At 43.8% G+C, this 23,547-nt stretch carries 22 protein-coding genes and 1 pseudogene; 10 read left to right on the forward strand and 13 right to left on the reverse strand.

The genetic code is table 11. The annotated features are described in order from the left end of the window. Positions 1 to 304: 304 nt before the first annotated feature. Positions 305 to 1,384, forward strand: a complete 1,080-nt coding sequence (locus Q0R52_RS14655) for an AAA family ATPase (RefSeq protein WP_295795563.1) — start codon at positions 305 to 307, stop codon at positions 1,382 to 1,384. A 69-nt stretch (positions 1,385 to 1,453) separates the two neighbouring features. After that, positions 1,454 to 2,434: a DUF6371 domain-containing protein gene (locus Q0R52_RS14660; protein WP_295795565.1), complete on the forward strand. Its 981-nt coding sequence runs from the start codon at positions 1,454 to 1,456 to the stop codon at positions 2,432 to 2,434. A gap of 250 nt (positions 2,435 to 2,684) precedes the next feature. Here Q0R52_RS14660 and Q0R52_RS14665 read toward each other — a convergent pair whose 3' ends face one another. Together Q0R52_RS14665 and Q0R52_RS14670 are read right to left on the reverse strand one after the other, a co-directional pair. Then, positions 2,685 to 3,197, reverse strand: coding sequence for a hypothetical protein (locus Q0R52_RS14665; RefSeq protein WP_295795567.1), 513 nt, complete (start codon positions 3,195 to 3,197; stop codon positions 2,685 to 2,687). Between the two features lie 328 nt (positions 3,198 to 3,525). Then, on the reverse strand, positions 3,526 to 5,937 hold the full coding sequence (locus Q0R52_RS14670; RefSeq protein ID WP_295795568.1) for a glycoside hydrolase family 127 protein: 2,412 nt from the start codon (positions 5,935 to 5,937) through the stop codon (positions 3,526 to 3,528). Positions 5,938 to 6,157: 220 nt separating this feature from the next. Here Q0R52_RS14670 and Q0R52_RS14675 point away from each other — a divergent pair, with 220 nt between their 5' ends. From Q0R52_RS14675 to Q0R52_RS14685, 4 genes and pseudogenes are all read left to right on the forward strand, one after another. Further along, positions 6,158 to 6,379 carry a hypothetical protein gene (locus tag Q0R52_RS14675; protein WP_295795570.1) on the forward strand — a complete coding sequence of 74 codons (222 nt, stop codon included), beginning with the start codon at positions 6,158 to 6,160 and terminating at the stop codon, positions 6,377 to 6,379. Positions 6,380 to 6,391: 12 nt separating this feature from the next. After that, positions 6,392 to 6,589, forward strand: a complete 198-nt coding sequence (locus Q0R52_RS14680; RefSeq protein WP_295795571.1) for a hypothetical protein — start codon at positions 6,392 to 6,394, stop codon at positions 6,587 to 6,589. Positions 6,590 to 6,741: 152 nt separating this feature from the next. Next, positions 6,742 to 6,846, forward strand: a pseudogene (locus tag Q0R52_RS29355) (type II toxin-antitoxin system RelE/ParE family toxin); the annotation flags it as partial. 174 nt (positions 6,847 to 7,020) lie between these two features. Then, positions 7,021 to 7,272, forward strand: a complete 252-nt coding sequence (locus Q0R52_RS14685; RefSeq protein ID WP_295795572.1) for a hypothetical protein — start codon at positions 7,021 to 7,023, stop codon at positions 7,270 to 7,272. Positions 7,273 to 7,332: 60 nt separating this feature from the next. Here the strand turns inward: Q0R52_RS14685 and Q0R52_RS14690 are convergent, their stop codons facing one another. Continuing rightward, positions 7,333 to 9,243: an alpha-amylase family glycosyl hydrolase gene (locus Q0R52_RS14690; RefSeq protein WP_295795573.1), complete on the reverse strand. Its 1,911-nt coding sequence runs from the start codon at positions 9,241 to 9,243 to the stop codon at positions 7,333 to 7,335. A gap of 136 nt (positions 9,244 to 9,379) precedes the next feature. Continuing rightward, complete coding sequence (locus tag Q0R52_RS14695) at positions 9,380 to 9,751, reverse strand: response regulator (protein ID WP_295795576.1); 372 nt, start codon at positions 9,749 to 9,751, stop codon at positions 9,380 to 9,382. Positions 9,752 to 9,913: 162 nt separating this feature from the next. Between Q0R52_RS14695 and Q0R52_RS14700 the strand changes: the two genes are divergently transcribed. Further along, positions 9,914 to 10,084, forward strand: a complete 171-nt coding sequence (locus Q0R52_RS14700; protein WP_295795578.1) for a hypothetical protein — start codon at positions 9,914 to 9,916, stop codon at positions 10,082 to 10,084. A 134-nt stretch (positions 10,085 to 10,218) separates the two neighbouring features. On the opposite strand, the gene Q0R52_RS14705 is transcribed toward Q0R52_RS14700, so the two are convergent. After that, positions 10,219 to 10,800 carry a thymidine kinase gene (locus tag Q0R52_RS14705; RefSeq protein WP_256484423.1) on the reverse strand — a complete coding sequence of 194 codons (582 nt, stop codon included), beginning with the start codon at positions 10,798 to 10,800 and terminating at the stop codon, positions 10,219 to 10,221. 194 nt (positions 10,801 to 10,994) lie between these two features. Here Q0R52_RS14705 and Q0R52_RS14710 point away from each other — a divergent pair, with 194 nt between their 5' ends. Next, a complete protein-coding gene (locus tag Q0R52_RS14710; protein ID WP_295795581.1) occupies positions 10,995 to 12,122 on the forward strand; it encodes a hypothetical protein in 1,128 nt (375 codons plus the stop codon). 77 nt (positions 12,123 to 12,199) lie between these two features. Further along, complete coding sequence (locus Q0R52_RS14715; protein WP_295795582.1) at positions 12,200 to 13,108, forward strand: Rpn family recombination-promoting nuclease/putative transposase; 909 nt, start codon at positions 12,200 to 12,202, stop codon at positions 13,106 to 13,108. A gap of 52 nt (positions 13,109 to 13,160) precedes the next feature. On the opposite strand, the gene rodA is transcribed toward Q0R52_RS14715, so the two are convergent. From rodA to purH, 6 genes are all read right to left on the reverse strand, one after another. Beyond that, positions 13,161 to 14,423 (reverse strand): rod shape-determining protein RodA, encoded by a 1,263-nt coding sequence (gene rodA / locus Q0R52_RS14720; protein ID WP_295795584.1) that lies wholly within the window; start codon positions 14,421 to 14,423, stop codon positions 13,161 to 13,163. Next, entirely contained in the window at positions 14,420 to 16,405 is a 1,986-nt protein-coding gene (mrdA, locus tag Q0R52_RS14725; RefSeq protein ID WP_295795586.1) for a penicillin-binding protein 2, read from the reverse strand. The genes rodA and mrdA overlap by 4 nt, the downstream gene beginning before the upstream one ends. Next, positions 16,402 to 16,920: a rod shape-determining protein MreD gene (gene mreD, locus Q0R52_RS14730; RefSeq protein WP_295795588.1), complete on the reverse strand. Its 519-nt coding sequence runs from the start codon at positions 16,918 to 16,920 to the stop codon at positions 16,402 to 16,404. Before mreD ends, mrdA begins: the two co-directional genes overlap by 4 nt. After that, positions 16,913 to 17,746 carry a rod shape-determining protein MreC gene (gene mreC, locus Q0R52_RS14735; RefSeq protein ID WP_295795590.1) on the reverse strand — a complete coding sequence of 278 codons (834 nt, stop codon included), beginning with the start codon at positions 17,744 to 17,746 and terminating at the stop codon, positions 16,913 to 16,915. Before mreC ends, mreD begins: the two co-directional genes overlap by 8 nt. A 90-nt stretch (positions 17,747 to 17,836) precedes the next feature. Further along, positions 17,837 to 18,859 (reverse strand): rod shape-determining protein, encoded by a 1,023-nt coding sequence (locus tag Q0R52_RS14740; protein WP_073405201.1) that lies wholly within the window; start codon positions 18,857 to 18,859, stop codon positions 17,837 to 17,839. 173 nt (positions 18,860 to 19,032) lie between these two features. After that, complete coding sequence (gene purH, locus Q0R52_RS14745; protein ID WP_295795593.1) at positions 19,033 to 20,559, reverse strand: bifunctional phosphoribosylaminoimidazolecarboxamide formyltransferase/IMP cyclohydrolase; 1,527 nt, start codon at positions 20,557 to 20,559, stop codon at positions 19,033 to 19,035. Positions 20,560 to 20,803: 244 nt separating this feature from the next. Here purH and Q0R52_RS14750 point away from each other — a divergent pair, with 244 nt between their 5' ends. Further along, positions 20,804 to 22,021, forward strand: a complete 1,218-nt coding sequence (locus Q0R52_RS14750; RefSeq protein ID WP_295795595.1) for a TlpA family protein disulfide reductase — start codon at positions 20,804 to 20,806, stop codon at positions 22,019 to 22,021. Positions 22,022 to 22,079: 58 nt separating this feature from the next. On the opposite strand, the gene purN is transcribed toward Q0R52_RS14750, so the two are convergent. Then, a complete protein-coding gene (gene purN, locus Q0R52_RS14755; protein WP_252792589.1) occupies positions 22,080 to 22,658 on the reverse strand; it encodes a phosphoribosylglycinamide formyltransferase in 579 nt (192 codons plus the stop codon). Between the two features lie 210 nt (positions 22,659 to 22,868). Beyond that, positions 22,869 to 23,363, reverse strand: a complete 495-nt coding sequence (locus Q0R52_RS14760) for a hypothetical protein (RefSeq protein ID WP_252792590.1) — start codon at positions 23,361 to 23,363, stop codon at positions 22,869 to 22,871. Positions 23,364 to 23,547 lie beyond the last annotated feature (184 nt).

The raw sequence follows: 23,547 nt of genomic DNA on the forward strand, positions 1-23,547 counted from the left end.
GATACACTGACACAAAAAGAATTATCCTTATCATACATAAAAAAATATAATTATAACTTTTTCTCCACATTTTCTTTACCAATCCAGAAATAATCCCTACCTTTACCCCTGTTGCTTTTCTGCAATTATTAAGCGGGCCTTATCCCCTGCCAATCCATCAACATAAAAAAATATTATAGCTGTACTGTATCACTGTACCATTCCGTGTGCCGATACAAGCGATACAGTACAAGCCAAACCTTACAACAAATTATGCCATTTAGCATACTATACATAATCATAATTCTTTAAAACCTCTTTATTTATGTCACATCCTCAAAACTTCCCGCTGATCAGCGGACAACAAGCTATCAATGCCGGTTCTATCCGCCGTGAGCTTGACCGGTTGCTGCAATCCAACGCAGCCCAGCCCGACCAGGGCAACCAATTATTCCGCCTGCGCAGCGCCTCCGACTGGATGGAGCAAGCCAGTAAACGCCCTATCCCCAAAATGCTTTTCGGTGAGCTGTGGTTCCAGGGCGAGCAGTGTATCATGTTTGCCGACAGTAACCTGGGCAAGTCAATCCTCGCCGTGCAGGTGGGGGATAGCATCAGCAGGAATGAGCCGCTTGGGCCGTTCAGGCTGGAGGCCGGGCAACAACGCATTTTGTATTTTGATTTCGAGCTGGCCGATAAACAGTTCGAGGCGCGGTACTCGTCAAATTACATCCACCACTACCCTTTCACCCACGATTTCCTGCGTGCCGAACTCGACCCTATGGCCGATGTGCCTAAAGACTTTGGCACCTTCGAGGACTTTTTGAATCACCAACTGGAGAACCTCGTCGTTACCACCGGCGCAACCGTGCTCATCATCGACAACCTAACCTACCTGCGCAGCGAAACCGAACGCGCCAAGGACGCCCTGCCGCTGATGAAGCACCTTAAAGCGCTTAAAACCAAGCACAACCTAAGCATACTGGCGCTGGCACATACACCCAAACGCGACCCTGCACTCCCCATTACCCGCAACGACCTGCAAGGCAGCAAAATGCTGATGAACTTTTGCGACAGCGCCTTTGCCATTGGCGAGAGCGCGAAGGACAATACCATCCGCTATATTAAACAGATAAAACAGCGCAACACCGAAGAGATTTACGGCGCCGGTAACATCTGCCTGTTTACCATCACCAAGCCTTACAACTTTTTGCAGTACGAATTTATGGCCTACGGTCGCGAATGGGAGCACCTGCGCCAACCCGATGATGTAGACCGCGAAGCACTAAAAACACAAGCCACAGAGCTTAAAGCCCAGGGCAAATCCCTCCGCGAAATTGCCACCGAAATGGGGATTACACATACCAGGGTAGCGAGGTTGTTGAAGGTGAAGGAGGAAAGTCAATAGTCCATGGACCATAGACCATAGTAGGTAACGGAAGGCCTACAAACAATGACTCAATGACATAATGACCCAATGACCAATCCACCCCGTTACACCCTGCAACCTTACAAAGGCATATGGAGCCGCTACACCTGTCCGCAATGCCTTCGGCACAAAGTATTTAGCCGCTATATTGACATTACTACTGATGAGCCTATCGCCGATGATGTGGGCAGGTGCAGTCGCGAGGTGAATTGTGGTTATCATTTAAAACCGTCGGAGTATTTTAAGTCCATAGACCACAGACCATGGACCATAGCCGGAAATGGAAACGGTTTTGGCTACCAGCCACTTACTTATAAGGATTTTGAGCCGTCATACCTGCCTAAACGGGTGATAAGGCAAACGGTACGGCATTATGATGATAACCATTTTGTGCAATACCTTGCCGCTAAGTTTGGCCGGGAAGTGGCATACTCGCAAGCCAGGCTTTACCTGGTGGGCACCTCAAAGCACTGGCCGGGCGCCTGCATCTTCTGGGAGGTCGACAATGCCGACAGGGTACGAACCGGCAAAATAATGCTCTACAATGCCCAAACCGGCAAACGCGTAAAGGAGCCGTTTAACCATATTGCGTGGGCGCACGTTTTAAGTCAAAAGTCGGGAGTCTATAGTCAGAAGTCAGAAAAGACTAACGACTCAAGACTTTGGACTAAGGACTTCAACCTAAAGCAATGCCTGTTTGGCGAGCATCTGTTACAATACTATCCAAGGATGCCGGTTGCCATTTGCGAGAGTGAGAAGACGGCTATTATCGCCTCAATTTATTACCCCGAGTTGCTTTGGCTGGCTGCAGGCAGTTTGCAGGGCTTAAATGCCGGCAAGTGTAAGTGCCTTGAGGGACGTACCGTTATTTTGGTGCCAGATGTTAATGCGTATGAGCAATGGGTAACCAAAGCCGGGCAACTATCGGCAGCATTACCGGCAGTAAATTTCAGGGTGATGCGTTTTTTAGAAGATGCCGCTACCCCGCAGCAAAAAGCAGCCGGCTGGGATGTCGCCGATTATTTATAATGATGGGTCTGCATCGCGTGTATCGGTGTAATGAGCAAGGTGGTGATACAGTACAGTGCGTTCTACTCCCCCTGCGCGTCATTGCGAGGAACGAAGCAACCTCTGCACATGCAAATCAATGAAGTAAAATATTTATGGTGACCAAGCAGCCGGCTTATAGGTTCACACAAACAATCACGGTCCGTGATTGTCCTCCGTAGAGGTTGCTTCGTTCCTCGCAATGACGTGAAGGTGAGTACTTTCACCTCCCCTACATCCTCGTCAAACTAAAATCACCAGTCAAAGTGTAAGGTGTCTGTACGCCGGCATTATCCACATTGACTCCAGAGCCTGAAAAGGTTCCTCGCACCAGGAAGCCTTTAAGTGGCATAGCCGTTATGGTGATATTACCGCCGCTCAATATAAATGCAGGCACTTCGGGATAATTTGATATCATGATAGACAGGTGGGCAGAGTTATCGTCAAAAGTAAACGCCCGCTGTTCGGCAGCAGTGATTACGCCGCTTGCAGAGATGCGGTCGTCGCCTTTGTCGTTATCTGCGGCATAAAAAATAGTTAGTTTGCCATTGTTGTCAACCGGGTACAGCATGCCATCGTGGTTTTTATATTGGGTGGAGAAAAACTCTTTACGCCCCTTATATTCCACAACAACGTGAAACGTAGCGCCCGATACGATAGGGGCAGATTTCTTGCCGGCCCTTCGTTGAGCGACGGCGGCAACGGTAAATAACATCAACAGGATGGTAATAACTTTAGTTCTCATAATGCAGGCAGGTGATTTAAGTGTAAATGCATAGACAATGTTATGCCATTTGCATGCACTATTTACCTCCCTTTTTAGTCAGGTTTTTTGTATCACCCTGTTGCGCAATGTGTTGTTTGATTGGCGAACGGAACAGTGCGGTGCCTCCTCTCCAAGCGTCATTGCGAGGAACGAAGCAATCGCGAACTGTGCAAGACCACTTTGCGGGTTCTACACCATTCTATCCACTCTGCAAAGTTCGCGGTTGCCGCGCTATCGCTCGCAATGACAAAGTTTGTTATAGCCTAACATCTAATCAACTAATCTCCAACCTCTAATCTCTAACCAACTACTTCACCTTCCACTCATGTATCCCCGCCGAATTATCAACCGGCAGCACCACTTCCATTTTTAAAGCGGTAGTTTCCACCGGCTCAAAGGTTAAAGTGTTGTAGGCATCCTTGGCGATGGTGTAGGGCGTGGTTTCTTTTACTGGCAGCCACTCTTCGCCTTTTTTGTAGTACAGCTTGTAGGCTTTGGGGATAGCGCAGCCGCCGAAGGGTTTGTCATCGTACCAGTAAACTTGTGATTCGGAAACGGTATGCGACTTGTCGAAATCGTATTGCACGTATTCGGTGCTGTTTTGTTTGGGCCACCAGTGCAGGTAGGGCATGCTGTGGTCGTTCGAGTTTTGGGGGTCGTACTGGTCGTTAAGAGCTTTGAGCATGCGGCTGCTTTTTATCGAACCACTTAGCTTGCTGGTGCTGGCAATGGTTGGCGCCGGCTTCGGCATCGAGGCTGATGCCTCGTAAGGTATCCAAACGGTCATTTCACTTGGGCCACGGTTTGCCCAGGCATAGTACGGTATGGCGGTAACCGGCTGGTCGCTTTCAATCAGCTTGTCGGTATTGAGCTGGCGTTTGGTGCTTTTGCCTTCGGCGGTAATTACCTCAATGCCGTTCAGCATATCGGCTTTATAGCTGGCATTGGTAACCGCCATTTTATCAACGGTGATGTTTTGCACCGTGCTGTCGCGGTTGTCAGGACCTTCCAGGCAATAAACTATCGGGCCGCGTTGCAGGGCGAAACGGTTAACATCGGCCTTAACCAGTTTGTTGGCAATAACCTTTTCGGTTTCCATAGGCAGGTTCATGGTCACTACGTCGCCTTTCTTCCAATGGCGGGTTATTACGGCGTAGCCTTTTTCGGTAGTATAGGCAAGCGCTTTGCCATTTACGGTGATGGTAACCGGCTGCTGATTTTGGTTCATGTAAGTGTACAAACCGCCGGGGATAGGCTTGTTTAACGCCCAGCCGGGTATGCGCACACGCAGGTTAAAGGTCGTCGCTTTGGCCGGATTTACGGCTATGGCTACCTTGCCCTTCCATGGGTATTCTGTTGTTTGTACAATGTTTATTTTGCCGGCAGTAAGCGTAATATCGCTGCTGTTGCTCATAAACAGGTTTACGTAGAGGTCGTTTTTATCGTGCGCGTAAACATAGCCCGGAACCGATGGCAAAAAGCGCGTCATGTTGCTGATGCAGCAGGCGCAGCTAAACCAGGCGCTGCGCTGGTTGGTCCCCATTGACGACAGCACGTTGGGATAAAAGAACCGGTTACCGCTTAACGATACGCCCGAAAGCAGGCCGTTGTACAGCGTCCGCTCCAAAATATCAACATACTTGGCATCGCCATGCAGCAAAAACATGCGGCTGTTCCAGTACACGTTGGCAATGGCAGCACAAGTCTCCGCATAAGCCGACATGTTGGGCAAATCGTAAGCATCGCCAAAAGCCTCGCCGTTGCCGGTTGCGCCAATACCGCCGGTAATGTATATTTTCTTGTCAACGGCATCTTTCCAGATATCATCAATGGCATGCAGGTAATGCTGGTTTCCGGTTAACGCGGCTACATCCGCCATACCGGTATACATGTAGGCAGCACGAACGGCATGTCCCTCGGCTTCGTGCTGGTCGGTTACTTTTTTATCAGCCTGGTTGTAGCTTTCGCCTTTAGGGCCACGCACATCCAAAAAGAACTTAGCCAGGTCAAGGTATTTTTTGTTGCCGGTTACGCGGTACAGCTTGGTAAGGCCTGTCTCCACAATCTGGTGACCGGGGTATTCTTCAATCTTGCCCCAGCCAAACACGCGGGTAAGTAAGTCGGCATTTTTTAGGGCGATGTTAAGCAGCGTGCGTTTGCCGGTTGCCTGGTAATGTGCCACGGCAGCTTCGTACAGGTGACCAGCATTGTACAGCTCGTGGCTCAATACTTCTTCGTTCTGCCAGCGCTTCTCGCCTATCCACTCGTGCGGTTTTTTGGCATTGACGGTGCGGAAGGTATACAGGTAACCATCAGGCTCCTGTGCAGCGCCGATGATCTTGATGAGGGTATCAACATACATGTCGAGCTTTGGGTTCTTCTGTACCTGCATGGCGTACGATGCGCCTTCTATCACTTTGTAGATGTCGGTATCGTCAAAAGGATATTCGCTCATTTTGTCGCCTGGCTCCAGCTTGGCGGCGCGTAAAAAGTTATCAACCCGGCCGTTCAGTTTGCATTGCTCCAGCACGTAAGGGATGGTAACATTGGCGTTAACCTCCATTTTAGGCTGCCAGAATTTATCGTTTACATGCACCTTTGTAAAAGGCACGGGCTGTATAGGATAATCCTTCTGCTGTGCCGACAGGCTGCCCGCGCATACCATCGACCCCAAAAAACCTATTGCAACTATTTTATTAAAGCTGATTTTACTGCACATGCGCCGTTGAATTTATGTTGATGTAAGATACGTTAAAATTAGGCACCACACCGAAGGTTTACTAACGATAAATTAACAGATATTAACGGGATATTAACAGGGGTTGGTATAAAAGATAGATGGACGAGGTAATTTTGTGGAAGTGATGGGTATCAGAAGTTGATTTTTGTTTTTCGATATCGTTTATTGGAACTAACGCCAATTGTTTGTAAATTTGAATATGACAGTAACGGTAAACTTACAGACTGAAGAACAGGAAAAGGTTTTAATTGAGTTTTTGGAAAAGATGCATTTTGATTACCAAAGCGACCACACCAATTTTACCCTTACCGAAGCGCAGATGCAGGAAGTTATTAAACGTGATAATGACTTTATTAACGGCAAAACCACCGCCCGCGACTGGAACGATATAAAGCGCGATTTAAAAAGTGTATACTGTTAAGCAAAAATATCTATGAATGCAATTCACCCGCAATACATAACCGATATAGATGGAAAAAAGGTTTCTGTAATACTCCCACTCGCCGAGTTTGAGCAGATAATGGAAGAGTTGGATGAGCTGGAAGATATCCGCCTTTATGACGAAGCAAAAGCTGATAAAGAGCCGGCCATGTCGTTTGACGATTTTGTAAAGCAGCGTTTCTCAAAATAATGTCCGTCTATAAAATTACCATTTCGCGCCCTGCACAAAAACAACTTCAAAAGTTACCCGATAATATTGCCAGGCAATTGACGATCGCGATTTATAAACTTGCCGAAAACCCACGTCCTGTAGGTTAAAAAAAATTAAAAGGCAGGGACGGTTATCGTATAAAATCAGGCACTTACCGAATTATTTATGAAATATTTGATGAGGTTTTATTAATCGAAGTTGTAGCGCTGGGACATCGCAAAGATATTTATAACTAGCATTCAAATCCGTTTATCAGAGTAAATCTAGCCTATATTTACTCTTCATTGTTCGCGGGGGTACCGACACTAATGCAGGACGATATAAAATCACCAAAAAGCCTTAAAATAACATCTAAAGCACTTTTTCTTTAAACGAAAAGCCTATATTTACAATTAGTTAAATTGATGGCTATGAATACATTTCATCCACAGTACCTAAACGATTCACAAGGCAACACAATCTCGGTGGTAATCCCTCTCGCCGAGTATGAGCAGATAGTGAAACAACTGGACGAACTTGAGGGCATAAGGCTTCACGTAAACACCCACACCGGGAAGCGTCCGTCGATACCATTGGATGAGTTTGTACGGCAACGTATGGCCTTCAGCAAACCCATTCCGCCAGCTCATAACGGTGAACCTATCGGGTCTCCGCTGTTATAAAATAAAAAAGCCGGATGCCTTTAATAAGAAGCACCCGGCCCTAAACTCCCAAATCAACTATTAATGTAATGCCGTTTTACTGTATAAGTGATACTCACCAGGTGCCAGCGTCATGCTGTAACCCGGGGTAGTAACATTAATGGTTGTGCCTGTAAAGTTATCAACCCATGTACCTGTAGCCGGGAACGTTATGGTTGCGGTTTGCGGCACCACGGCAAAATTACCAACCACCTCAATACTGTTTGATGCATCAGTCATCTGGATGGTTTTAACTGCATCGCCCAGGCTATAAGTATAGGTTGTGCTGGTAAATACCGGGTTGGCTATTTTCCACTTTATCATTTGCGAATACACTTTAAATAAATGCCTGCGGTTGGCATCGTTCATAAACTCCCAGTGCGGTGGTTTATCGCTCAGCCTGTCAGGATTAATGCTTACATCGTAACCGCGCTCACCAAATTGCCAAAGCATTTTAGGCCCCGGCGATGAGAACATAAAGGCAGCGCCCATTTCGTCGCGCTTTAAGCCTGTGGCTAAATCTTTAACACTATAGCTGCCGCTTACATTACCATAGGCGCCGTTTTTAAATTGCAGGCGTTCCTCGTCATGGCTTTCAAAGTAGCTAACCAATGCGTAAGGATTTGTAAAGCTAAACCTGTCGTAAAACAAGCCCGAGATATCCCACGAACCGCCTGCATCGTTATAGCTCATTAAAGCCTGCTCGGCGTTGAAGCTCTGGTTATTCCAGGTCATCATGCCTTCGTTAGCCAGTTCATTTTCTTCCTGGTTGCTTGCAAAATCTTCTAATATCACATACAATTTAGGGTCGACACTCTTAATGTAGTTGTTATAATCCTTCCAGATGGCAACACGGCTGGCATCATAATTACCCCAGGCGGCCACGTCATTTCCGCTGTTGACTTGGGTAAACCCTTTAGCCAAATCGAAGCGGAACCCGTCGATGTGGTATTCCGTCATCCAAAACTTCACTACGTTTTTCACAAAGTATTTTGTTGCCGGGCTCTCATGGTTAAACTGGTACCCCACGTTAAACGGGTGTGTGGGGTTGGTATTGTACCATGGGTTATTAGCAGGCACCCCACCACTCGAATACAGCTGCACCATTGGCGACGAACCAAACGAGTGGTTTAATACGATATCCTGTATTACGGCAATGCCTTTAGCGTGGCAGGCATCAATCAGCGCCTTTAAATCATTCTTGGTACCGTAGTATTTATCGGGTGCAAAGTAATAGTTAGGGTTATATCCCCACGAGTCGTTGCCTTCAAACTCGTTTACCGGCATTAGCTCAAGTGCGTTAACACCAAGGCGTGCTATGTAATTCAGGGTATCTTTTATGGTTTTATAGCTGTGGGTTTGCACAAAATCGCGCACCAGCATTTCGTATATCACCAGGTTTTTAGGGTCGGGCCGGGTAAAGGTGGTGGTTGTCCAGCTATAAGCCGGCTGGTTTGCCTGCATTACGCTTACTATGCCGGTAGTTTTGCCGGTTGGGTAAGCCTTCAGGCTTGGGTAGGTACTTGCGTCGATATATTTATCATTATCGGGGTCAAGTACCTTTTCGCAATACGGGTCGCCTATTTTAAACGAGCCGTCAACATAGTATTGGTAGGCGTATTCAGTACTTGGGTCGATGTTGTCAATTTGAATCCACCAGCGGGTGCCGTCGGTAGAGTTGGTCATGTTATATTGCTTATCGGTCGACCAGCCGTTAAAGTCACCGGTAACGGTAACGGTTTTCTTGCCGGGGGCATACAAATTAAAAATAACGGACTTGCCATCGTTAATAAACGTGGTGCCGTCTTTAGCTCCTGCCGGTACATCTTTAGCTGCAGGGTTAGGATCGGGAACGTTCCCGGAACCTCCGCCAGAAGAAGGCGTTTTACTGCATGAAGTAACACCGATCAACAAAATGCCGACAAGCAAAAAGTACAAGTTCCTGAATTTCATATCTCTTTCGCGTTAAAATTGGTGCATAAAGGTAAGGCGATTTTTTGGAATTATTATTTTTTTGTTGGAAATGTGTAGAGGTTGTAGTTGTTGACGTAATTGTAACGTTTAATACATTTACAACTTTTACAACTTTTTAACTCCTCACATGCTTCTTCACTATCTCAACCAGTACATCCATATCAAAGGGCTTTTGAAGGTACGAATCGGCAAGGCCTTCTTCTGCAATTTGTTTAATGTTGCTTACTGCAGAGATAATTATTACCGGGATGTGCTGTGTTTTGGGGTTGGTTTTTAGTTGCTTGCTTAGCTGCTGGCCATTGGCATCGCTTTTCCATTCGGTAAGCCAATTGTCCATAAGGATTAGGTGCGGGTTATGCTCGGTTACATTTTTCAGGATTTTCGAATCGCCCGATGACAGAACATCGTATCCTTCTTCTTCCAGTATGTAAACAATTGTATCCCGTATATCTTTATCATCTTCAATAACCAATATTTTTTTGGCCATAGCGTTGTAAGCTCCTTTGTTACTATACAACAACTGAGGGTATGGGTTTTGTTTTAGGTTGATGCTTTTTATTTTTCAAAAAAGTGGCTTTAAACACGTCCGAAGGATATTATAGTTGGTTTTACATCTCATTTTTATTATTTTCGTGTATAATATTACGTCATGACACATCTGACAATTGATAAAAAAAAATATGTGCTTTTGTCTGAGGAAAGCTATCAGGAGCTGCAAAAAACTGCAGCCTTGAAATGGAAGCCAGAAAAAACATTAACCGTTGAGGAAGCAAGGGCTTATAGCAAAGAGCTAATAAGAAAATGGGCCTCAGAAAAATAACCATCAGGCAGTCAGCGGTTGAAAGTATTACTGCAATATCCAAAAGAATTTACTGGTAGCGTCAATTGCGAAAAAAATTCGATTTTGTATCACCCGTATCACTGTATCAGTCCCCACAGTGAAACAGAACAGCTTTACGCTTCGTTCGGCAGGTTATAGCATATCCGGCAACGCGGTTCATAGCTTTCCTTTTCGCCTAACAGGATGCGGCTTTCACTCGGCACCAGCCGGTACGAATACATGGCGGGGTTGCCGCATCTTACACAAACGGCATGCAGCTTGGTTACCGATTCGGCCATGGCCATAATAGCCGGCATGGGGCCAAAAGGGCGGCCCTTAAAATCCATATCTAACCCGGCCACAATTACACGGATCCCCCTGTTGGCTAGTACATTGCACACGTCGGGTAGTTCAGCATCAAAAAACTGGGCCTCGTCAATGCCTATCACATGCACATCGCTGCCCAATAATAATATAGATGAAGCATTCTCGACAGGCGTAGATGGAATTGAATTTGCATTATGCGATACCAGCGCATTTTCGTCATAACGGGTATCCGACTTGGGACTAAATATTTCAACCTTCAGCCTGGCTATCCGGGCGCGGTTAAGGCGGCGTATTAACTCTTCGGTTTTACCCGAAAACATAGAACCACATACTACCTCTATACTGCCACCCAGTTCATTTCTCCGCTTAAAAACATCTTCTGTAAACAAAACCGCTAAATTTTATAAGTTAGTCCGAAAGTCGGAAAAGTCCGGAAGTCCGAAAGAAAAGACAGCTTTTAGTCGCCAAATATTAGCGTCACTTCAAAGGCAGTTAACTAGTCTTTAACCCCTAATCACTAATCTCCAACCGCAAATATCAGAATTTAATCTTATTTTTGATTGGCATTTTCCCAACATCCATAATGAAGCAAAAGGAAGTATTTAAAAAGATAGGTGGCATTATACAAGAGCTAAGTGAGCAATACGACTACCTTCAAACGACAGTTGATAATTTAAACGACCTGGAACTTGAGCTGTTTGTTGCCAACGCTCATTTTTTAACCGACCACATAGAGATACTGTGTAAGCTTAACCTGCAAAACAGGCCCAGGCGCCCACTAATGGAAAAGCCGGAACCCGCTAACTACCAGCAAAAGTTTTTTGAGCCGGTGGTACAGCAAATGAAACCCGGGCCTGGTGTGAAGGATATTAAAGCGGTAAAAACCACACCAAAACTGATTGAAGTTGCCCCGGTAAACAAAGAACCGGAACCCGAAAAACAGGAGGAAGAAACAGTTGAACAACCGGTAGAAGTTGTTGTAGAAGTTCCGGCGGAGAAACCGGCAAAAAAAGAAAAACAGCCCGAGCCAGAAGAACAGGCCAGCACACCTGTATTTGATTTTACCTCACAGGCTCCCGAAGATTCCTATTCATTTATTCGCGAGGAACCCGAAACTATAAGGCACGAATTGATATTGGACGAAGCCGACACCTGGGACGAGGAGGTTGAACCCCTGGTTGAAGAATTAAAGACCGAAGATGAAAAGGTTGAGGAAATTGAAACGCCGCCAATAGCCGAAGAAGCGGTTGAAGAACCTATCGCAGAGGTAGTGACTAATGGGCCTGAAGAGGTGCCTGTAGCCGAAATTGAGGAAGAAAAACCTGAAGAAGCCCCCATTGTGGAACTGGCCGTTGAGAAACTTGATGACAAGGTACCTGCAAAGGACGAAGACGAAGTGATTACGCGCAATCAGAAAATATCAGCCCAGATGGGTGATAAAGCGGTTTCGAAAACCGACCAGGCAAGTATAAAGCCAATAAGCGATATTAAGCTGGCCATTACCCTAAATGATAAGCTGATGTACGTAAAAGACTTGTTTAACGGCTATAACCTGGCCTACAGCGAGGCTATTGAAATATTAAACCGCTTTAACACTTTCGAGGAAGCCCAACGCTTTTTGAAAACCAACTACGTAACCAAAAACAACTGGGAAGGCAAAGCAGCCACCACGGAGAAGTTTTATGCGTTACTGAGGAGGAGGTATGCTTAGTTTGAAACAGTTGCAGTTATTAAGTAGCAGTAAGTTACTGGTTGGCTAACTGTTTTTACTTGATTTTTTCATTATTTATGCCTGATAAAATAACACCTGGTCTCGGTAAATATATCGATCCATTAGTTGATTTTGCTTTTAAAAAGATATTTGGAAGCGAGCCCAACAAGGATTTGTTAATTGCATTTTTAAACGAAGTATTTCGGGGGCGTAAGCATATCATTGATCTGGCGTACGATAAAAATGAGCATCATGGTGATATAAAGGAAGAGGGTGCAGCTATTTTCGACTTACTTTGTACCGGCGACGACGGCGAAAAGTTTTTGATAGAAGTGCAGCGTGGCAGGCAGGGTTATTTTAAAGAACGGTCGTTATTTTATACTTCGAGGCTCATCAGTGACCAAGCCCCAAAAGGCAGGCGAACCGAATGGGCCTATAAATTGAGTGGAGTTTATCTTGTTGCTTTGCTGGAAGACTTCACATTACAAACAGAGAAAAGTACCGAATATCTGCATCATATTTGTTTATGCAATATTGAAACCGGTGAAGTTTTTTATGACAAGTTAGGTTACACTTACATAGAATTACGTAAATTTGTTAAAACAGAAGGTGATTTAGAGACTGATTTAGATAAGTGGCTTTATGTTTTAAAAAATATGAGCCATATGGATAAGATACCGGGATATCTGCGGAAGCCGATATTTGAAAAATTGTTTAATATCGCTGAATATACTAATTTGACTAAGGAGGAAAAAACTATGTATGATAGTAGTTTAAAGTACAAATGGGATAATAAAAATGTACTTGATTATGCTTTGAAGGAAGGATTCGAAAAAGGTATTGAAAAAGGTATTGAAAAAGGTATTGAAAAAGGGAAATTGGAAGAAGCCAAAGAAATTGCACGCGAAATGAAAAAAGATGGTCTGCCAATTGCCCAAATTTCAAAATTCACCAAATTATCTATTGAAGAAATAGAAAAATTGTAAACACCCTATCAGTTCTTTTTTAACTAATCGCCAGATACAACTCGCAGACTGCCTAAACAATCCCCATTCTATTCGAATCCAGTTTAAGCAGCACAAAAAGCAGTAGCGTAAAGCTTATCAGCGATGAACCGCCATAGCTGATAAAAGGCAGCGGGATACCTATTACGGGTACAATCCCTATCGTCATACCCACATTTATCATTACGTGGAAAAATATAATCGAGGCTACGCCATAGCCGTATATTCGTGAAAATGGCGATCGCTGTCGCTCCGCAAGCATAATTATGCGGAGCACTAAAAACAGGTACAGGCCGATTACGGTTACCGATCCGGCAAAGCCCCACTCCTCACCCACGGTACAGAAAATAAAATCGGTACTTTGTTCGGGCACAAACGAGTACTTGGTTTGGGTACCATGCAAATAGCCCTTGCCCCAAAGCTTGCCGGAACCTATTGCAATTTTTGATTGGTTTACGTTATAGCCTTTGCCTTTTAAATCGCTTTTTATACCCAATACAATATCAATACGCACTTTTTGGTGTGGCTTAAGCACACTGTTGTAAATAAACTTAACGCTTAAAACAAACACAACACAAATGGCCAGGCCGGCCAGCAAAGTTGTTACCAACCGTTTATTACGCCTGAACAGCAGGATAATTAGTGCCACAATCGCAATAATTACGCCGATGACCGCCAGCGGGCTAAACAATATTGCCGATACAAATAGTGCTATAAATAAAAACCCGATGATCAGAAAGTATGGCGACAGGCCTTCGCGGTACAACACAAAAACCAGCGAAATGAATACCAGTGTCGAGCCCATATCAGGCTGCAACAATATCAAAAACATGGGCACGCCAATAATAGCCAGTGCAATGGCAAACGACTTTATTTCGGAGACCTTTATGTTTGGGCCGCTTAAATAACGGGCTAAAATCAGGCAGGTCGAAAACTTGGCAAACTCCGCCGGTTGCAGCCTGAAACCGCCGCCAAGGTTTATCCAGGCCTGGTTGCCGCCCACCCTATGCCCAATAACCAATACCAGCATCAGCAACAGCAAGGTGCCTACATAAAAAATGGGAGCCAAAGCAGTAATAAACCTGCTCTCGAGCAGTAAGATAATACCACCTACTATTACCGATACAATAATAAAAGTAAATTGCTTGCCATAATTAGTGGCACCATCAATAATGCTTGGATGCCGCTCATCAAAAACAGCCGAGTGGATATTGAACCAGCCGATTACACAAAGCGCAAAGTAGATAAACACCGTTACCCAGTCCACGTTAAAAAAGAAACTGCGCTGGTTGTTCATCTCTTTTTAGTTTTTAATTGTGTTGCCTGGGATTTATTTTCCTTGCCCGATGCTGTTTTAAGGCCCTGAGTTTTTTGCAGGGAATCTTTTTTTTGTTTTTTAGCCGTATCGGCCGGCACTGGCTTTCTCCTGAACTTGTTGTAATACAAAGCAGAATCGGGCAAGCGGTTGGCATTGGCAAAATGCTCGACGGTAATACCCGATTCACGCTGGGAGATTGTGCCTCTTAAATACTTTTCTACAATAAAGCTGGCAATCGGCGCTGCCCAATGCGCACCCTCTCCAGAGTTTTCAACTATCACAGCTATGGCTATCTTGGGATTCTCGCGCGGAGCAAAAGCCACAAATACGGAGTGCGACTCGCCGCCGGTATTTTGTGCCGTACCTGTTTTTCCGCACATAATAATACCCGGTATTTTCGATCGAATAGCCGTGCCTCTTTCAACCACTGCCTCCATCCCATTTATTACCGGTTGAAAATATTGAGAGTCAATCCCCACGTAATTTCTTACGGTGTATTCCTTTTTGATAACATTATGAGTGCCGATTGCTTTTATCAAATGTGGTTTGTAATAAAATCCTTCGTTAGCAATGGTGCATTCGAGATTGGCCATTTGCAGCGGCGTTGCCAATAGCTCGCCCTGGCCAAAAGCCACGTTGATAACCGTACTTGAACGCCAACCGCCTTTGTGGTAAATATTATCGTAGTATAATGAGGTAGGCACATTGCCCCGGCTTTCGCTGGGCATATCAAGATCGAGCCGGGTACCTAAACCAAATTTTTTAACATTGTCACGCCATTTATTAAATTCTTCTTCGGTGGCCTTACCGCCGTACCGGTTTATTATTTTTTCGAACACCATCATAAAGTACCCGTTGCACGATTCAGCTACTGCACTGCTTAGGTTTACCAAACCATGCGATTCGCCGTTATTGCATTTTACCCTCCGGTTACCGGCCTGGTAGTAGCCAGGGCAGTAATAAGTAGTTTGCGGTGTAATAATGCCTTCCTGCAAGCCAATAAGCGCGCTCAACGGTTTAAACGACGATCCGGGGGGATACTTGGCCTGTATCGGCCTTATAAAAAAGGGATTGTAAACATCGTTATACATTTTGGCAGCGTTGTTGCCCCGCTCGCGGCCTACCATTAAATTAGGATCGTAAGTGGGGCCGCTTACATAACAAAGTATTTCACCGGTCGACGGCTCAATCGCCACGATGCTGCCCACCTTATTTTGCATCAATTTCTCACCCAGCTTTTGAATATTGATATCGAGAGATGATGTCAAACGTTCCCCTGCTACTGCTGCCGTATCGAACAAGCCATTTGCATATTTCCCTTTCGGACGACCGCGTGAATCGACCATTTGGTTGAGCACGCCCCGCTGACCGCGAAGCACAGTTTCGTATGATTTCTCTACTCCGGTTATACCAATAAAATCGCCCTGGTGGTAATAGCCGTTTGAGCGTTTGATATCCGGTTCTTTTACCTCGCCAATAAAACCCAGGAAATGAGCAGCTACCGAGTCGGGATAGGTGCGCAGGTACCTGGTTATGGAGCTAAAGCCAGGAAACTCAGATAATCTTTCCTGCACCGCAGCATATACTTCGGGGGTAAGTTGCTTCTCAAAAACAGATGCCGTTGTTTGACCAAATTTACAGGCCTTTATCCAGCGTTTATCAAATTCGGCCTTGTCAATCCCCAACAGTTTACAAAGGGCAAGGGTATCAAAGGGTTTCACTTTACGCGGTTCAACAACAATATCGTAAAAAGGCTCGTTTAATACCAGCACTTTGCCATTACGATCGAGGATGGGGCCACGGGCAGGGTATTGGATAGTTTGCCTTAAAACATTTTTACCGGCGTATATGGCGTACCGGTCATCAATCACCTGCATATAAAACAGCCTGGCAAGCAGTATGATGACGATGGTTATGAAAATTCCGGCAATAACGTAGCGCCGCTCAAAAAAACTATTCATTTACGCTCTTTCCTCTTGAAAAATAACAGCCCCGAAATTAACATTAAAAACACGGTAAATAATGAACTCAATAAAACACGGCTTATTGTAAATTCCAATTGCGAAAGGCTGAAAGCTTCAAGGTTGAAGAGAAAGAAATGATGAACAAGGGTTAAAACGGACGCATAGGTAATAAACCATCGGAGCCCCATAATTCCCAGGGTAGGCTCGGGCTCATTATCAAAGCCATCTTTTTGAACAGTAACGCTGATAAATATAATACGCACAAATGCCAATATCACACAGGCAGCTGCATGCAGGCCGGGCGTATCGTAAAAAGCATCAATGGTAAGGCCTAATATAAATGCCAGTGCGAAGAGCAATATGTTTGGTGTTTCAAACGGCAGCAGTAAAATAAAAAGGACATAAAAATATGGGGTCGAAAAGTTATACAGGTTTATATTCTTCAATAAAAAAACCTGTATAAAAACCAGTACCAAAAACCTGATAATGTTGATTATGATGTTCCTACTCATCCTTTTTTTGCTGGGCCTCCAATCCCTCCTGCTCAGTAGCAAATTTGTTATTTATAACATCAACATATTGCAGCTTGCTAAAGTCGACAGCCAGGGTAACTTCCATGTTAAGTGCGTAGCCGCCTGCCTTTGTATGCAGATTACTTATCTTCCCGATGGGTATACCAGTTGGAAAAAGCGAATATCCCGATGTTACCACCTCCTCGCCTACCTTCGGCACAGCGTTGTTGGATACATCCTTTAAAATGCCCTTACGGGGATTTAAATCATCGCCCCACTCAATGGTGCCGATCTCTTTATTGTTCGCCAGCATAGCACTAAACTGCGAATCTTTATGCAGCAGCGACTGTATTACCGAGAAGTGCTCCGAAACAATAATAACTTTACCTACAATGCCCAAATTGCACATCACCCCCATGCCTTTCGCAATACCTTGCTGGCTGCCTTTATTAATGGTAAGGTAGTTATTGGCATGGTTTGTCGAATTATTTATCACCCTTGCAACTATGTATTCGTACTGCCGTTTATAAATAGTGTCGGTTACCTTGTGTTTATTCACCGTATCCACATAAAACGACGACTTGAGCTGGTTTCGCAGCCCGGAGTTTTCGCGGGCAAGCTCATCATTTTCTTCCTTTAACTTCAGGTAGCTGTTAAACTCACTCATTTTGGCATAAAAGCCACCGGTAACCTCGTTGGACGAGTTAATAAAGCTGGCTTTCTGAAAAGAATTGTATTTGATATAAATTATCAGCGAAGCAACCTCGAAAATTATAAACAAAAAGAATGCGTTATACTTAGTGATAAATATCAGGAGATTACGCATGGTGGTGAGTGGTGACTGGAGAGTAGTGAGTGGTGAATAGTGAATCAGTCTTAAAAACCACTCACCGTTCACGACTCACCGCTAACCAAATTATTGCATTAGAAATTTAAAATTACCGATATTTTTAAGCGCTGTTCCGGTTCCGCGTACTACGGCGCGCAACGGGTCTTCGGCTACGTGCACCGGCAGTTTGGTTTTGGCGGCTATACGTTTGTCAAGTCCGCGCAGCAATGCACCGCCACCTGTTAAGTATATACCGGTTTGATAAATATCTGCCGAAAGCTCGGGCGGCGTAATTTCAAGCGCTTTTAAAATCGCTTCTTCAATCTTCGAAATCGACTTATCCAAACAATGCGCAATCTCAGAGTATGAAACCATTATCTGTTTTGGCACACCGGTCATTAAATCGCGGCCCTGTACAGCAAAGTCGGTTGGTGGGTCAGCAAGCTCTGGCAATGCAGCGCCAACTTCGATTTTTATCTTTTCTGCCGTACGGTCACCAATCATGATGTTGTGCTGACGGCGGATGTATTGAACAATATCAGAATCGAAGTTATCACCCGCTACACGGATAGATTGATCGCAAACAATACCCGATAACGCGATTACTGCGATCTCGGTAGTACCACCACCGATGTCTATAATCATGTTACCCATTGGTTCCTCCACGTCGATACCGATACCTACGGCTGCAGCCATTGGCTCGTGTATAAGGTAAACTTCCTTGGCACCGGCAATTTCTGCCGAGTCGCGTACGGCACGTTTTTCAACCTCCGTAATACCGGATGGGATACAGATAACCATACGCAACGACGGAAAAAACCATCCTTTGCCCTGGTTAATCATTTTTATCATGCCGCGTATCATGTGCTCGGCAGCGTTAAAGTCGGCAATTACACCATCTTTAAGCGGACGAACCGTGCGGATATTATCGTGAGTTTTGCCTTCCATTTGCATGGCCTGCCTGCCAATGGCAATAACTTTATTGGTGGTGCGGTCAAAAGCTACTATCGACGGTTCGTCGACAACAACTTTATCGTTATGTATAATGAGGGTATTTGCTGTACCTAAATCGATGGCGATTTCCTGTGTAAAAAAATTAAATAAACCCATTTAGTTTTATTTCAAAAATATGCTGCAAAATTAGTAATAAGAGCACGAATTTCACGAATGTAAACTAATTAAAACGAATTAAATGCACGTGCCCTTAACTAACGTCAATAATCCGTTCATCGTGTTTTTAATTCGCGTAATTCGAATAAATTCGTGCTATTCGTGTTTAAAAATTAGTGTTTAAAATGGCGTACGCCGGTAGTAACCATCGAAATGTTTTTTTGATTGCACATTTCAACAGAAAGCTTATCATTTATTGAGCCACCCGGTTGTAAAACAGCGGTAATCCCTGCCTCAGCGGCCAGTTCAACGCAATCAGGAAAAGGGAAAAAAGCATCAGATGCCATTACCGCCCCGTTCAAATCAAACCCAAAGCTGTTCGCTTTAATAACCGCCTGCTTTAATGAGTCGACCCTTGATGTTTGCCCTACCCCGCTTGCCATTAGCTGGCCGTTTTTTGCAAACACAATAGTGTTTGACTTGGTATGTTTAACAACCTTGTTGGCAAAAAACAAATCCCTTTGTTCGTGGTCAGTCGGCTTCCTGTCGGTAACCGGTGTCATTTGCTCCGGGCCTTCAATTACAGCGTCCTTATCCTGCTCAATAATCCCGTTCAACAGTGTTTTAAATTGCTTTACCGGCAATTCAACTACCTGGCGAATCAGTATTATACGGTTCTTTTTCTCTTTTAGTATAGCAACAGCTTCATCAGTAAAAGCCGGAGCTATCAGTACCTCGTAAAATATTTTACTTATTTCAGTAGCGGTTTCCGCATCAATTTCGTCGTTGGCAATTATTACACCACCAAATGCTGATACCGGATCACAGGCTAAGGCATCAATCCAGGCTTCTTTTATAAAATTGCGCGATGCTATACCGCATGCATTGGTATGTTTTAAGATGGCTATGGTTGGCTCAGTAAACTCGTCAATTAAATTTACCGCTGCATCAACGTCGACAAGGTTGTTGTATGATAATTCTTTACCGTGCAGTTTGGTAAACATACGGTCAAGCTCACCATAAAACACGCCGCCCTGGTGTGGGTTTTCGCCATAACGCAAAACCTGGCTGGTTTGTATACTTTCTTTAAATACCGGCAGGGGCTCTTCGCGGTTAAAGTATTTATAAATAGCGGTATCGTAATTTGACGAAATATTGAACGCCTTGTGGGCAAACGAACGACGCTGGTCGATGGTGGTTGTTCCCCCCTGCGTTTTCAATAAATCTTCCAATACTGAGTAATCTTTTTTCGACGCAACGATCACCACATCTTTAAAGTTTTTAGCTGCTGCACGGATCAATGAAATGCCGCCAATATCGATTTTTTCGATAATCTCGTCCTCTTCAGCGTTCGACATTACGGTTTCCTCAAAAGGATATAAATCAACAATCACCAAATCAATTTCCGGTATTTCATACTGCGCCAGATGTTGCTCGTCGGGTGCAAAATTTCTTCGGGCTAAAATGCCGCCGAAAATCTTGGGGTGCAGTGTTTTAACGCGACCACCAAGTATAGATGGGTATGATGTAAGGTCTTCGACCGGTATTACGTTTACGCCTAAATTGCGGATAAAAGTTTCTGTTCCGCCGGTTGAATATATGTTGACGCCGAGGCGGTTTAACTCGTGGATTATCGGCTCTAAATTGTCTTTATAATAAACTGATATTAAAGCATTTTTTATTTGCACTGACTCGCTCATTTACAGGATGTTTTTTGAGCCGCAAAGGTAGGGATTAGTGATTAGAGATCGGGGGTAAAATGGTAGTTTTTTTTATTTTTTTCAACGATGAAAAAACTCGTGGTTATCCTTGAGTTTTTCCCGTTTATCGTCTCCCAAATTAATGGGGCAATGTTGTAGCATTCAATCCTGCTTTATATGTTATTAAAAGCACAGGCGGATAAAGTTTGTTTATATTTGGCCAAACCTTACTCATTAAACAAGTATGAAATCTGCCCTATTTGCATTTTGTTTCGCTTTAGTTTCATTGTTGGCAAAGGCTCAATCTGCCGACTCATTGGTTACCAAGCCGGCGCCACCAATAATTTTCCAACAAAGCATTGGCAAACAAGTACCCAAAGACTTTTATAAAGGCAAAATTTTAGTACTTGATTTTTGGGCAACCTGGTGTGCCCCCTGCATTGCCAACTTTCCTCATTTTAACAAGTTGGCAGATACTTATCAGCGTAAGGAAGTCGTTTTTGCAATTATTACCGATGAGCCGTTAAAAACAGCACAACGATTTTTCGACCGTACAAAAAAACAAGTTCACGGTTTAAATTTAATGGATACAAGCAAAACCACCATGACCACATTTAAGGTAGATTTCATACCATATAGTGTTGTTATTGATAAAAATAATGTGGTTAAGTGGGCAGGCCCCGGACAGGATTTGACCGACGATATCCTTACAAAAATCATAAACAATCAGCCACTTACAGTACATGTTAACGATGTGGCCAAACCATCGACTGTTATAAAGAAAAAAGCTAAAGTAAAAACCATATTCTCTTTTACAGCTACACTTGCCGATACAAGTGTTAAAAGCTTTCCCGGCGGAGGCTCATCAAACTATGATGGTGATTATATAAGCGTTTCAAAAACCAACGATAAATTGGGAGATGTGTTGGAGGATATTACGGGTTTTGGCAAAAGGGCAAGGATAGTGGCGAACGATACAGCCAAACTCAATCAGCTTATAAACCTAAATTTCTACAGCCGGTTTGATACAACACAGTTTAGAAAATACAGTAACACCCTATTATTAAATAAGCCCCGCAGAAATCTCATTGTCTCCTTACTGGGCGATGCATTTAAATTCAATGTAAAAATTAACAAGGTAACAAAAACGTATTATGAACTTACAATAACCGATACTTCGAAACTCCGCAGCTTTTTATCATTACAGAATGGTCACAGTAGTTTTGACGCGGATACCTTCCCCAGGTTTGAGATCGTTGGCTATTCGCTTAAAAATATAGCTAAAGAGCTTGAAGGCAGTGCTCACTTTATAGTCGCAACTCAAATTAAAGATAGCAACAGGTACGATTTATCGCTTGATTTGAGCAACATGAAAACAATTCAACAAACCCTGAATTTTCATGGATTGGGTTTAAAAGAAGTAACCGGCGAAGTTGAAATGCTAGGCATTGATTTTTATTGATGAATGGTACCGCCGCAAAAGCCTAATCTCTATTGTCAAGTTAACTAATCAACTAACCTCAACTCTTCATTTTCTTCAGCAAACTCTCAATCACCCTTGGGAAATGTTGGTGCTCGAGTTGCTGGCCCTTAAATTTAATAACCTCCAGGTTATCACCTGGCTCAACTTTAAAGCGCGATTGGTGGATTATTTCACCTTCATCAAATTGGTCACTCACAAAATGGATGGTGATGCCCGATTCGTCATCGCCTTCGGCAAGTACTGCTTTGTGCACGTGATCGCCATACATACCCTTGCCGCCGTGTTTTGGTAGCAGTGCAGGATGCAGGTTAATTATTTTATTAGGAAAAGCATTCAATAATGACACCGGTACCAGCCAAAGGAAGCCTGCCAGCACAATTAAATCAACCTGCAGGTTTTTTAGCAGCCTGATAACGTCGTCGGTATCATAAAACTCGTGCCTGGTAAAAATATGTGAGGGAATTTCAAAATTATCGGCCCTTTGCAAAACGTAGGCCTGCGGATTGTTAGTTAATATCAAAACTACTTCGGCCTCCGGATTACGCTTAAAATGCTCCATTATTTTTTGAGCATTTGAACCCGATCCTGAAGCAAAAATTGCAATTCTTCTTTTCATCAAAACTTATCCTAATTAATTGTAATGGGTTCTATATGTACATAAACACCAACAATTGATTTTTGAAGGTAACATTTTGGTTACATACAGCAGTTACAATATGTCAAATATATGGTTTTCCTTGCAATAATTGTTTCCTAAACAGTATTTAGGCCGTTTTTTAATTATTAATTACGCAGGATTTCCTTACATGAAAACAAGCGGTGATTATTAGTTGGTACTAACACTAGTTTGCCGTACAAACCCGTATACTACAATTCTGCGGTGCTGTGTTAGTGAGTAGTTGGGTGCGATATCGCCAGTGTTTAAAACCATTGAATACTGCCCGAGGGTTTGAATCTGGGTATTAATAAAGGGCTGCGAACTCCCGCTTTTGGAAGTATCCTTCAAAGTTACATCTGCATTCAAAAAAAGCTGGTTTTGTGTAAGCGACCAATTGCCTTTTACAGTTTGAGTCATGCAGTTGAAGTTGGTATACGTACAGGTTTTATCAAGATTAAATGTAAAGTATTGCGAACAGGTATCGTTCATGGTAGTGTCTTTAACACCCTGGTTGCCAACAAACTCTTTTACTTCTATCGAGGCCAGTTTCCAGGTACCGCCGGTAAATAAAGTTGCGATGGGGGTTTGCCCTGTTTTTTTACAGGAGTTAATAATCAATCCCAGTATAATTAAAGCAGCTAAAAACGGATATCTTTTCTTCATCAGGCGTATATCGGCAAAAATAAAAATTTGGCCGCAGATTATTTGGATTAAACAGATTTAGTAGATTATTATTGTTGGGAAGTCCGAATGTCGGGGAAGTCCGGAAGACCGAAAGAAAAGTTTGTTAGTTTTATTTGTCTTTCCCAAATTAGCGAATTCTAACCCAATCAACTTAATCAAACCC

Source organism: Mucilaginibacter sp. (genome assembly GCF_025359345.1).
Classification (GTDB): Bacteria; Bacteroidota; Bacteroidia; order Sphingobacteriales; family Sphingobacteriaceae; genus Mucilaginibacter.